Genomic DNA, 11,821 nt, shown 5'->3' with positions numbered 1-11,821 from the left:
ACGCCCTTTCAATTCGTTGTTTCAAGCGTGCCGGTGGGGCCTGTATTCCAGCACAGGCTCAGCGTTCCGGCCGGCAGACTGGCCATGAGACTGCGCCCCTTGAGAGCAAGTATCCTTTGTCCGGGATAGCCGCCGGCGGCTCCGCGGGCTTCCACCCTGAAAGTGCCATCGGGCGGCAGGATCTGCATCGGGTCGAAGCACCATCCAGTCGGTCCGCGTAAAATCGCAGCCTCGAACGGACGTCCGAGCAGCCGTTTCGCCTCTGCCATGTCCCCCATTTCGACCGCCGTCCGGACGCGACTGGAAGAGATCCGCATTCCGGCATCCCGGCATTCGCCAATCACATGGGTCGCAAACCCCAACGATCGGCCCATCCGCTCCAGCAGCGCCACATCCCCCAGACGATGGTGGCCGAAGCGGAAATCGCTCCCGACGACCACCGCGGAGACCCCCAGTTCGGTGACCAGATGACGGGTAATGAAGCTTTCTGCAGACTGCGCCGCGAACGCTGCATCAAACGAGGGCGTGTAAATGAGATCGATGCCGGCTTCCGTCAGAAGCCGGCGCTGTACCGATGCGCAGGAGATGAGGAAGCCCCCCTCGCCACGGAAATAGGCGCGCGGATGCGGATCGCATTGCAGCACGGCCATCGGACGGAGGCTGCGCGCGGCCAGCCGGAATGCTTCGGCCACCAGCGCCCGGTGCCCCAGATGCAGACCATCGAAATTACCCAGCAAAAGCACCGAGCCGCGCAACTCGGGCGGCATCGGCCTGGTACCGTCGTTGATAAACGGCTCCGTCCGAATGCTGCAATCCCGGTCCGCCATCATCGTTTCAGCCAAGCGTCGCATACCAGTCGAGCACCTCCGAAACGGGGATACAGTCGGCATACTTCCTGTGCATGTCGTAGAGGTTGGCGAAATGCGGACTTTCGTGGAGATCGGCAACACATTCTATCGGAACGATTGTACGGAATCCGCGAGAAAGGCTATCGACCACAGTCGCGCGCACACAACCCGACGTCGATCCGCCCGTCACGATCACGGTGTCGATCTTGTGCCAGGTGGCGAGCGAGCCGATATGCGTTTCGAAAAACGCCGAAGGCATCTTCTTGTTCAGGACAACATCACCCGCACAGACGTCCAGACGGGGGTCGAGCCCGGCGCGCGGCGAGCCCTCCTTGATGTTCTGCAGACTGTCCGGTGTATCCGTGCGGGACCCGAAAACGCCGCAATCGTCTCCCGATTCAGAGAAAGCCACATAGGTCCAGATCACGGGCAGCCCGAGTTTCCGATTCTGTGCGGCCAGGCGATTGACGTAGTCCATCTGTCGCGGATCGGCCTCATAGGCCGTTTTGTAGACTTCGGGTCGGGTATAGGCACATTGCAGATCCACATTGATCAGCATCGGGCGCGTGCCGAACCCGTAGCGAGGGCGCGTCGGGTTCCTGCCCAGATGCTCGAACATCTGGCGGGCGGTCATGTCGGAAAGTTCCATTTCAGCTCCGGATGGCTGCGGCTTGGGAAATAGGACGGAGTTCTGGTCTTACTCCGTCCGAGGACAGGGCAATCAGCCCTTGCTCATCCAGTCGAGCCAGCGCAGACGCACTTGCTCGGCATTGGCCGTCCACCAGGCCTGATCGATCTGAAGATTGCGCGCGGCATTTTCGGGATAACCCGGCAACTGCTGCTGCATCTCCTTCGGGATATCCCCGTAAATCGAGGTATTGGCCACGTTGAACGGCATACGCGATGCAAAGGCCAACTGGCCCTGGGCCATCAACGCCCACGCGATTATCTTTTGTGCATTGGCGCCGCCCGGAGCCGACTTCGGAATGACCCAGTAGTCCTGCTCGACGATGCTTTGGTTGAAGGTAAAGTCGATGCTACCGGTGCGTTTCTTCTCATCCAGCGTACGCGACAGGCTCGACCCCATCAGATCGACTTCACCATTCTGCATCAGAACGCCCCATTGTGAGGTCTTCTCGACCCAGAGGTCTATCTTTGGCTTGAGCGCGTCCAGTGCCTTGAAGGCGTCATCGATATTGATCGGGTAGATTTTCTCGGGCGGAACGCCCGCCGCCATCAGCGCAATCTCGAACGAAGGGCGCGGCTGGGCATAGAGCGCACGACGTCCCTTGAACCGTGTCGTATCGGCCCATTCCGTCCAGTTTTGCGGCCCTTCCGACCCGAACAGCCCGGTATTCCAGGCGATTACAGTCGAAAAGGCTACAGAGCCGACACCGTATTCCTTGATGACCTTCGGGTCGATCTGCTCGCGCGGAACGATCTTGAAGATCATATCGTAGTCAATGGGCTGCAGCAGGCCTTTCTGCATGGCGAGTTCCATCTGGGTGCCCTCGGCGTCCAGCAGGTCCCATTCCACATTGCCCATGCCTTCCATCACCTCGAGTTTGGCGATGTCCGGGACGGATGTACTCGTTACATTGATGCCGGTTGCCTCGGAAAACGGCTCGAACCAGACCTCTTTCATCGTATCGGTGGAAGCGCCACCCCAGGTGCAGACGACGACATCGCCCGAGCCTTTCAGGAGAGAAAGGTCCTGCGCCAGCGCGGGCTTCACCCCGAAACCGCCAGCCATGCCGGTCCCGAGCGCAAGGCTTGCGGCACCCATGCCGCCGAGAAAGCTGCGACGATCAATCCCGGAGCCAGGGGCCGTGGATGCCGGCGCCTTGACGGGGTCCGACCGGGTAGATTTGGATTTTTCTATTGTCATTGATAGATCTCCGGATGGTACGACGGGAAACGGGGAAGCAACGGCATGGAAGGTGGCCCGGTCGAAGAAACGGGCCCCGGCCACTCCTGATCGGCAATTACTGACGGCTGATCCAATCCAGCCAGCGGGTCTGAACCTCAGCGTCGTGCTCCAGCCACCACTTGGCATCGATGCTGAGCGAATTTGCCGCGTTTTCCGGTGAACCGGGCAGCTTGGCCAACGTTTCCTTGGGCATATCGTTGAGCGCAGCCATGTTGGCCATGCTGTAGTAGGGAAGCAGTTTCAATGCCTTGCGCTCACCCTCGGCCAGCATCATCCACGCGATCAGCTTCTGTGCATCCTGGACGTTCGGAGCGTTCTTCGGGATGGTCCAGTAGGATTGCTCCATGATGCTCTGGTTGAAGTTGACCGCAATCGGTTCACCACGCTCGATCTGTGCCATCGTGCGGGCAAGGCCCGACCCCATCAGATCCACTTCCTTGTTCTGGATCAGAACGTCCCATTGCGAGGTCTTTTCGACCCATAGGTTGACCTTTGGTCCGATCTTGTCGAGCGCAGCGAACGCACGGTCGATGTCGATCGGATAGACATCCTTCGGCGCGACGCCATCGGCCATCAGTGCGATTTCCAGCGTCGGCTTCGGGCGGGCATACAGGGCACGGCGACCGGGGAAGGCTGTGGTGTCGAAGAATTCCGCCCAGGTGGCCGGGCCCTTCTTGCCCACCGTCTCGGTGTTCCAGGCCATGATGGTGGAAAAGCCGATCGAGCCGATGCCGTATTTGGTCATCTGGGCGGGATCGAGTTCGGCCTTGGGCACCAGCTTGTACATCAGGTCGTAGTCGATGGGCGCAAGCAGATCGTCCTGCATCGCCAGCAGCATCTGGCTGCCTTCGAAATCGACCACATCCCATTCGACATTGCCGACCTGATTCATGATCTTCAGCTTCGCGACATCCGGTATGGATGTGAACGAAACGTCGATGCCGCTCGCCTTGCTGAAATCGCCGTACCAGGCCTCGTGCATGCGTTCGACCGTGGGGCCGCCCCAATTGTTGACGATCAGCTTGCCGGTGCCCCGGAATTCTTCGGGCGCCTCCTGCGCATGCAGTCCTGAAGTGCCTAACATTCCGAGTGCCACAATCGCGGCCAGTCCAATTCTGCGTGTCATTGGTCTCTCCTGGTTGGAATAGGTCGGGGCGGTCTGTTTTGTGATTGCAATGCGGTACTGATCAATGCGCCATGAGATGTGCGGTTTCGGGAACCCAGAACAGTCGCCGGGTTTCTCCTTGCTCGGGAACATCGATCGTGCCGTCCAGCGGCCGGGTTACGGTCATCGGGCCGTAATGCGTCTCGAATTGCATGTGCAACAGGCTGCCGAGGAAGCGCGCTGTCCTGAGCGTCCCGTCGATTGCCCAGTCCGGTACAGGCTGTGTTCCGGCATCGGTGCGCACTGTTTCGGGCCTTACGCAGAGAACAGCTGCGCCGGACCGTGCATCGGCCAGAGGAAGCACGCCGCTACCGAGCACCAGCCGGTGTCCATCCGCCGAGCCGCGGAACAGGTTGGATTCTCCGAAGAAGTCAGCCACGAAGCTGTTGGCCGGCTTCAGGTACAGGTCGCGCGGACTTGCCACCTGCTGAATGCGCCCCTCGTTGATCACCGCGACGCGGTCGCTCATGTTCAGCGCCTCCTCCTGGTCATGGGTGACGAAAACCACGGTCTGACCGAGGCTTTGTTGCAGGCTGCGAATCTCGCGCTGCATTTCGACACGCAGGTTGCGATCGAGCGCCGAGAGCGGTTCGTCCATAAGCAAGGCACGCGGCCCGAAGGAAATGGCGCGGGCAAGCGCAATACGCTGCTGTTGACCACCGGAAAGCTGGGTGATGCGCCGGTCGGCAAAGTCCTGCATATGCACCCGACCAAGCGCCCATTTGACTCGGGCCTCCTGTTCGGAGCGTGGCAGGCCGCGGGCACGCAGCGGATAGGCCACATTCTGGGCGACAGTCATATGCGGGAACAGCGCATAGGACTGAAAGACCACGCCGATGTCGCGCTGATGCGGCGGCACGCGGGAAATGTCGCGCTTGCCCAACATCAACCGTCCGGCGTCGGGTGAAATGAAACCGGCAATCAGCATCAGCAAGGTCGTCTTGCCCGATCCTGACGGGCCAAGAATGGTCAGGAATTCGCCGGGCTTCACCGAGAAGTTGGCCTCTTCCACCACGACCTTGTCGCCGTAGAACTTGCTCAGGTGCTGAAAATCGATGCCATAGCCATGCTGCTCGCCACTCTTCGCGACAGCAGGGTCATTTGCGGGGGCAGAGGTTTGGAGAGCTGTGTTCATGGGAAAGGATCCATTGGCAGGAAGGGAGGTCGCGTCCGTCGACGGAGGAACCGGTGTCCGGGTGCTATCGGCACGGCGCGCCAGACGACCGGCGCGGCCGGAATTCCAGACGCTCCATATCGCGAAGGCTGCAAGCACGAAGAACAACTGCACCGACGCGATCGAGGTGATGGTCTTGTCCAGCCCGTTCTGGCTGAGACCGTCCCAGACTTTCCGGGGCAACGTCTCGAACCGGGGACCGGACAGGAACTGGGCCAGCACCACCTCATCGAAGGAAAAAACGAAGGAGAAGATAGCCGCCGCAAGGATTGCCGGGACAAGCAGCGGCAGGATCACCTCGACCAGCGTGCGCAACTGGGTGGCCCCCAGCGAGGCGGAGGCTCGCTCATAGGCCGGATCGAGGCTGGCGAGCCGCGACATCACGGGCATGACAACGAAGGGCAGCACCACGATGGCGTGGGCAACCGCCAGCGCCCAGACCGACCCCAACAATCCGTTACGGGCAAAGACGATGTAGAGACCGACGGAAATCACCATCAGTGGCACGATCATGGGCGCGATGAAGAACATCTTCAGGAATTTGGCCAGCGCCCTGTTCTCGACCCGCGAGATGCCGATCGCTGCAGCCGTACCGGTGACCGTAGCCAGAACCGTTGCCAGTGCGGCGACCTGCAGCGACAGCAGCGCGTCGCGGCCCCAGCGTGGGTCGTCGACCAGATTGCGATACCATTCGAGAGACAGTTCTTTCGGCGGAAAGACGATGGCGCTACCAGCCCCGAAACTGATCGGAACGATCAGGAGAACCGGCAGAATAACGACGACAAGCATTACCCAGCCGTAGATTTTCAGGACGCGTTGCGCCTTGCCATGGATGAGAAATTCCATCACTTCCCTCCCTTGTCATAGAGACGGTCGATACCCGCGACACGGTCGTAGACAAAGAGAAGCCCGAGGCAGAAGACGAGCAGGACCATGGAGGTGGCCGCCGCCAGTTGCAGATTGCCGAGTTGCTGGATCTGGTCGCGGATTGCCATGACGATGGTCGGCGCGCGGCCACCACCGAGGATCGCCGGCGTAATGAAGAAGCCGAAGGCCAGCGTGAAAACCAGCATCGATCCTGCAACAAGACCCGGAAGGCTGAGAGGCAGATAGATATCGCGAAACACCCTTGCCGGGCGGGCGCCCAAGCTCAACGCCGCCCGAACATAAGCCGGGTCGATGGCCTTCATCGCCGGAATAAGCGTCAGGACCATGAACGGCAGCAGGATGTGAACCATGCCGATATAGGCACCGAGCTTGTTATAGACCAGCTCGAGGGGAGCATCGATTATCCCGGTGCTCATCAGCAGATTGTTCACCACCCCACGCCGTTGCAGGATGATGATCCAGGCGAATGTCCGGGCCAGAAAGCTGAGCCAGAGCGTAATGAACAGGACGACGCCCATCCACGCCGCAAAGCGCGAACTGACATTGACCATCAGATAGGCCAACGGATAGCCGAAAATCGCACAGAGGACCGTCGTCAGCAGCGCAAGCTGGAGCGTGAAGAGCAGAAGCTTGATGTAGACCGGCTGCATCAGGTCACGATACCCCTGCAACGAAAACCCGTCCCTTGCACCGCCGCCGAAGCTCATCCACAAAAGGACGAGCAGCGGCAGGACGAAAACGGCAATCATTGCAAAAGTCGGTAACGTCATCAGGGATAGGGTCAGCCCACGCTGCTGGCGCTCCCATGCCGTGAGGCTTGTACTCGGAGGATCGGGCAACAGTCTGCTCTTCCTCTCTGTCGGCGCCGATGCTTCAATCCGGTTCATTGTTTCTCCTGTCGGGTCTCCGACGTCATGCGTCACAATTCACGCTCCGAAATCTTCGGGATCGCCGGCAAACGATCAGACTGCCATCTCCGGGATTGCAATGCGGCCCTTGTCGACAATCGTGACGCCATCCAGCGACAGCGAGGTCTTGCGGAGCGGAATGTCCAGATGGCACTGCGTATCGTTCGAGCCGCCCAGCTCGGTGTTCGGACCGAGCGAGAAGAGGACGTTCCCGTAATAGCTTAGCGAATTGACGCTGATTTCCTGCGGACGGGTGCGGGTAATGGCGCGATGGAACCAGGTGGCCGTGTTCAACAGGCCCCAGCCGATATGGCTGATTGCATAGGCACGAGGATCGCGGAAACTCTCCATGTAATCGCGCATCAGCGGAGCATCGGTGCCGTCCCCGTCGATACCGACCACGAAACCGTCCCTGATCGTCAGCCGGACGGGGCTTTCGATCATGCGCTGGAACGCGGTGACCGTATCTCCCGGCATGACCATGACGGTGCCGTTCACCTTGCCGTCATAGGCCTGGCTCAGCACCTGGCCGGTGCCCATGTGGTCCCAGCGGCCAGGCGTGTCGGTATAGCCGTACTGGGTCATCACCCGATAGCCGCCCATATCGAATGTGGCATCCGTTCCGGCCTCTGACCAGATGCGCAGGGTCTTTGCCTTGCAGAGCAGCCCTTCGCCGTGCTCGATGCGGCGACGCAGATCGGTTGTGGGGAAATTCTGGGCGAGGACGTCGAAAGGTTCGCGCACGAACAGCATGCGCGTACCGGTGGCACAGATCTCGTCCTGCTCCGGGGAAAACAGCGTACCCATCACGTCGATGATCAGGTCGGCCTTCTTCAGCGCCTCGATTACCGGACGATTGCCGGCAATCGCCGTGCGTCCCGTGGTCTGGCGGGCCGAACGCCTCTCGCGCAACGGCACCGTGATCTGGAACGGTGTGGCGCCCAGGTCGCGCGCGGCCAGCATGAATGCCGCGGCGTAATCAGCACGGATATCGTGCTCGCTCAGGACGATCACGGTTTCGTCGGGCTTGAGCGCGCAGAGCCTGAGCTGTTCGGTGAACAGTTTCACCATCTCATGTTGCGTTGTCATCTCTCTGCCTCCTTCAGTCGAGTGCGGCAATCTTTTTCAGTTCGGCCACCATGGGATCGGTATCGAACTCGGCGACCAGACGTTCGCGCATGCGTGGAGCGGGGCTGGCATTGACGTTTTCAAACAGCGCCACGCGTCCTGCGAGCGACGAGCAGGTCAGGTCCCAGATGAAGTTCATCAGCTGTTCCTTCTGCATTCCGCTGACACCCTTGCCGGGCAGAAGCTCCTTCAGATGCGGACCGATATCCGGATTGTTGAAGGCAGCCTTGCCAAAGCGCATCACAAGGCCCTGGCCGCACATTTCCTGCAGCACATGGATAATGTGCGGGTAATTGCGGATCGCGTAGAGCCGGCCAGTGGTGATCATCATCACGTCGGGGCACATGACCCCGCTCTCGTTGACCGTGGCATTGACCTCGGACGCCAGAACGAAAGCCTCCAGCGTGCGATTGTATTCGATGATCTCCGCCATCATCGATCGCACACCCGGTATCTGCCCGGTGCCGAGGACGTCGGTGACCATTTTCGCGCAGGCGACGAAGACTTCCGACTTGACCTTGAGCCGGGTCAGCACATGATAATGTGCAAACAGCGTCGCCTTGCCGGAAATGGCCGAGACATGCTCGTTGCCGAGATTGAAGATACGCTCCCTGGGAACGAAGACGTCGCTGAAGATGACAAGCTGGTCCGCCTCTTCCCCTTTGTAACCGAGCGGGTGATCGAAGGGATCAGCGCCGGGGTTCGACAGCATCTCGCGACTGACAAGCTTGATCCCCTCGGAATTGATCGGCACCGCACCCCAGATCGCTGCTTCTTTCGGTGTGCCGGGATAGGCCAGATTTGAAAAGAAGATCTCGTTGGTCTGGGCCGCAACCGAGCCCACCGATTTGGCGCCCGAGATATAGACGCCGTCCTTCTCCGCCCTCTTGACCCGCAGCAGCGAGGCAGACTGCGCCAGCGGAGACGAGCGGTCATTTTGCGGACCTGTCAGACTTTCTGCGCAGGTTATCGAGTTCATCCGGCCGAATTCGACATACCGTTCGACATTTTCGATGAAATCAGGCCGGCATTCCGGAAATGCCGAACTGAAGTCTTTGAAAAGATGCAGATGAGCCAGAATTCCCACAGCGAGCGTCGGCCCGAGATCCGGCGGCCGGCCAAAGGTTCCCACTGTTTTACGCGACGTATACTCGATCATCATGCGGCGACCGAGCAGTTCCTCCTTCGTTTCCGGCACCTGCCATGAACGGCCCGTGAGCAAGCCGGACTTCTTGTCGAGTACTGTCGTAGCTTCCGCATATTCGTCTGTGAATTGGTCGTCGAACATCGAGGCCATCAGATCGATCCCGGCAGCAAGCGCCGGGTCGTGCGTCACCTTGTCGAGCTTCTTTCCGTTGACCCAGAGCTGCCGTCCGTCATCCAGCGAGGCCTTGAATTCCGCGCCTGTCCTCAGCGCATGCTCAGGCATGATTTTCGTCATGGTGTTCATCTGTTCACTTCCGTCTTTTTCAGCTGGTTCCGGGCGCATTCGCAGCCGGACCGAGTTGGCACGAAGGATCGTTCCCTGCCGGTCCGCAGATCCGGATCGAGGCAAGAGCGCATAAGGCATCGACACGCACAGCCAAGTGCGGCACGGTCTGGTTTTAGTTTGGTTTTTCTTTTGGTTGAATCAATGGTTGTTTTTCAACCCTCGTCAACCACACCCTCTTTTTTTGTGACGTTATGCCTTGGTCGTATTCATGACAAGTGAAACTTTTCAAAAATCGACCGAACAATCGGCTTCCGCCACTGAATTTCTCGCGGGAAATCGGAATAACTATCTAATAATATTATATTTTATAGAAAATCGGATTCTTTAAATTTTTTTGTGCGGTGCGGAAATATGGACACCACAGGAAACGACCAAATAAAAAACCAAACAACGTCCAAAGCATCCGGTAGACATCCGGTCGCTTCAACCGTATACAGAGACATGCATAGTGATGCGCGCGCGGTTGACCGGATTCCGATCTGGGAGTGCATCGATTCTCGGCCAGAGCTCAGGTCATCGCTGTGCAGAAACAGAAGCGCCGCCAGAAAGCGTTACAGGCATTGGAGGAAAAATGAAGGAGGGCTCCACGATGATAAAGGATCAAGGTTCGATCGAAGAGATAACCCGAGCCATTCTCGAGCTGGCAAAGGAGGGGCCGATCCCTCCCGAACGGCAACTGGCCGAACGCATTGGCGTGAATCGCTATCTGTTGCGCAAGGCACTCGGCGCCCTTCGCAGCGAGAAGAAGATTCCCCGGAGCCAGCCGCGGAATACCGCGAGCAAGGGCCTGACCAACCGTCGCAAGATCACCAACAAGACAAGTCCCGCCGAGTTGTGGGAGGTCCGCCTTCTTCTGGAGCCGGAGATCGCCCGATTGGCCGCGACACGCGGCACGCCGACCGAGATAGAAGAAATCATTTCAGCGCATGCGCTCTCGGAGCCGGCGGTTTTTGATCGGGCCAAGGATGATCGTTTCCACCGCGCCATCGCGGTCGCCAGCCACAACATACTGGCAGCCTATCTACTGGAACAGATTATGGACCTCACATGGGACGAGACGTTCCGCACCCGACTGCCTGCCTATACCAACGAGACAGGCTGGCAACACCACGAACGGATCGTCGAAGCAATCCGCGAGAGACGCGCAGCCGAGGCGGAAGAGGCAATGCGTGATCATCTGGTCGCCATCTTGAAATGGCTCAACGGAGGAAGCGAGACGCCCCGTATGAACGGCAAATAGAACCCCATCGCCCTATCAGAGATCGCAATGTACGGCCACCAGAGCATGCCCGGTTAAACCCGGCCGGTGCAACGCTCTATCTCTTTGTTTTTATGCAGCTTAAAGAGAAAATCGCTGCCTGCGTTTCCTTTGAGTTGCTCTAGCCAGTGGGAGACTGACCAGATGCCTCTTTCCGCACCCGATATCAAAATCTCGACAGGAATCGACACGCCCCGTGTCGATGCTCAGGGATTTCGCTCAGCAATGCGCATTGTCGCCACGGCCGTGACAGTGATCGCCACCGGCGAAGCAGGCTTGCGCCACGGGATGACGGCGTCGGCAGTCTGTTCGCTCAGCGATCGTCCGCCGATGATCCTCGCCTGTGTCAATTCCAACAGCACCGTGCTGCCTCACATCCGTGCCAATGGCTGCTTCTCCGCGAATTTCCTTACCGAAACGCAGTCGGCACTTGCCGAACGGTTCGCAGGGCTCACCAAGGTCTATGGCCCCGACCGTTTCGAGGCCGAGATCTGGGGGCAACTTGTCACCGGTGCGCCGGTGCTGCACGACGCCCTGTCCGTCTTCGATTGCCGTCTCGAATGCGAATACGACTCCCCTACCCACACCATTCTGATCGGGCGTGTCGAGGGAATGATGCACGACCCACTTGCGCGCAGTCTTGTCTACGCTGGCGGGCATTTCAGTTTCCCGCATCACCTGGCGACCTGAACGTGGGCAACGGTCCTATCGGATTTGGATCCGTCGACAGTCATTGATCTGGTAAACATATTCTCAGATGTAGGAATCGGTTCCGGTAGAGGGCGGAATGACGCTTTAAGCGATCGTCGCGGCGTTTTGAGCCTATAGTCAGGGCGCAGCTGACCAGGAAGACAGTAACGAGCGCTTCCCGATACGATAATGCCGCCAAGGCTTCGCTGCATCTCTCTGCACCCGTGTAAAACAGTGTCACTATCAATGGCGTGATGATGAGGAGATGAACGTTTATTCCGAGCAAGATCGGATTGTAATGCCTACGGCAACTACGGAGCCCGATCAGCGCGACCGCTGC

Annotated in this window: 10 protein-coding genes; 2 read left to right on the top strand and 8 right to left on the bottom strand. The window is 59.1% G+C overall.

Translation table 11 applies throughout. From position 1 onward, the window contains the following. Nucleotides 1–8: 8 nt before the first annotated feature. The 8 genes from ADU59_RS09585 to ADU59_RS09550 all read right to left on the bottom strand — a co-directional run bounded on the left by ADU59_RS09585 (nucleotide 9) and on the right by ADU59_RS09550 (nucleotide 9,491). A complete protein-coding gene (locus ADU59_RS09585) occupies nucleotides 9–842 on the bottom strand; it encodes a hypothetical protein (protein WP_158515713.1) in 834 nt (277 codons plus the stop codon). Beyond that, entirely contained in the window at nucleotides 835–1,497 is a 663-nt protein-coding gene (locus tag ADU59_RS09580) for an isochorismatase family protein (RefSeq protein WP_068953877.1), read from the bottom strand. Before ADU59_RS09580 ends, ADU59_RS09585 begins: the two co-directional genes overlap by 8 nt. Before the next feature lie 72 nt (nucleotides 1,498–1,569). Next, nucleotides 1,570–2,736, bottom strand: a complete 1,167-nt coding sequence (locus ADU59_RS09575; RefSeq protein ID WP_068953876.1) for an ABC transporter substrate-binding protein — start codon at nucleotides 2,734–2,736, stop codon at nucleotides 1,570–1,572. A gap of 97 nt (nucleotides 2,737–2,833) precedes the next feature. Then, nucleotides 2,834–3,904, bottom strand: coding sequence for an ABC transporter substrate-binding protein (locus ADU59_RS09570; RefSeq protein ID WP_068953875.1), 1,071 nt, complete (start codon nucleotides 3,902–3,904; stop codon nucleotides 2,834–2,836). 61 nt (nucleotides 3,905–3,965) lie between these two features. After that, the gene (locus ADU59_RS29595) at nucleotides 3,966–5,963 is read right to left on the bottom strand and encodes an ATP-binding cassette domain-containing protein (RefSeq protein ID WP_083198197.1); all 1,998 of its coding nucleotides are present in this window, start codon (nucleotides 5,961–5,963) and stop codon (nucleotides 3,966–3,968) included. After that, nucleotides 5,963–6,892, bottom strand: coding sequence for an ABC transporter permease (locus ADU59_RS09560; RefSeq protein WP_068953874.1), 930 nt, complete (start codon nucleotides 6,890–6,892; stop codon nucleotides 5,963–5,965). Before ADU59_RS09560 ends, ADU59_RS29595 begins: the two co-directional genes overlap by 1 nt. A 75-nt stretch (nucleotides 6,893–6,967) precedes the next feature. Further along, complete coding sequence (locus ADU59_RS09555) at nucleotides 6,968–8,002, bottom strand: 2,5-dihydroxypyridine 5,6-dioxygenase NicX family protein (RefSeq protein WP_068953873.1); 1,035 nt, start codon at nucleotides 8,000–8,002, stop codon at nucleotides 6,968–6,970. 13 nt (nucleotides 8,003–8,015) lie between these two features. Continuing rightward, on the bottom strand, nucleotides 8,016–9,491 hold the full coding sequence (locus ADU59_RS09550) for a 4-hydroxyphenylacetate 3-hydroxylase N-terminal domain-containing protein (protein ID WP_068953872.1): 1,476 nt from the start codon (nucleotides 9,489–9,491) through the stop codon (nucleotides 8,016–8,018). A gap of 613 nt (nucleotides 9,492–10,104) precedes the next feature. Between ADU59_RS09550 and ADU59_RS09545 the strand changes: the two genes are divergently transcribed. Both ADU59_RS09545 and ADU59_RS09540 read left to right on the top strand, forming a co-directional pair. Next, nucleotides 10,105–10,773, top strand: a complete 669-nt coding sequence (locus ADU59_RS09545; RefSeq protein WP_068953871.1) for a FadR/GntR family transcriptional regulator — start codon at nucleotides 10,105–10,107, stop codon at nucleotides 10,771–10,773. Nucleotides 10,774–10,935: 162 nt separating this feature from the next. Beyond that, nucleotides 10,936–11,481: a flavin reductase family protein gene (locus ADU59_RS09540; protein WP_068953870.1), complete on the top strand. Its 546-nt coding sequence runs from the start codon at nucleotides 10,936–10,938 to the stop codon at nucleotides 11,479–11,481. Nucleotides 11,482–11,821: the final 340 nt, after the last annotated feature.

This window comes from Pararhizobium polonicum (assembly GCF_001687365.1).
Taxonomy (GTDB): domain Bacteria; phylum Pseudomonadota; class Alphaproteobacteria; order Rhizobiales; family Rhizobiaceae; genus Pararhizobium; species Pararhizobium polonicum.
This window is presented reverse-complemented; position numbering and strand designations above follow the sequence as displayed.

Excerpts from the sequence above, each read along its gene's own strand:
- ADU59_RS09580 (WP_068953877.1), bottom strand. The coding sequence starts at position 1,497 with ATGGAACTTTCCGACATGACCGCCCGCCAGATGTTCGAGCATCTGGGC.
- ADU59_RS09575 (WP_068953876.1), bottom strand. The coding sequence starts at position 2,736 with ATGACAATAGAAAAATCCAAATCTACCCGGTCGGACCCCGTCAAGGCG.
- ADU59_RS09570 (WP_068953875.1), bottom strand. The coding sequence starts at position 3,904 with ATGACACGCAGAATTGGACTGGCCGCGATTGTGGCACTCGGAATGTTA.
- ADU59_RS29595 (WP_083198197.1), bottom strand. The coding sequence starts at position 5,963 with ATGGAATTTCTCATCCATGGCAAGGCGCAACGCGTCCTGAAAATCTAC.
- ADU59_RS09560 (WP_068953874.1), bottom strand. The coding sequence starts at position 6,892 with ATGAACCGGATTGAAGCATCGGCGCCGACAGAGAGGAAGAGCAGACTG.
- ADU59_RS09555 (WP_068953873.1), bottom strand. The coding sequence starts at position 8,002 with ATGACAACGCAACATGAGATGGTGAAACTGTTCACCGAACAGCTCAGG.
- ADU59_RS09550 (WP_068953872.1), bottom strand. The coding sequence starts at position 9,491 with ATGAACACCATGACGAAAATCATGCCTGAGCATGCGCTGAGGACAGGC.
- ADU59_RS09545 (WP_068953871.1), top strand. The coding sequence starts at position 10,105 with ATGAAGGAGGGCTCCACGATGATAAAGGATCAAGGTTCGATCGAAGAG.
- ADU59_RS09540 (WP_068953870.1), top strand. The coding sequence starts at position 10,936 with ATGCCTCTTTCCGCACCCGATATCAAAATCTCGACAGGAATCGACACG.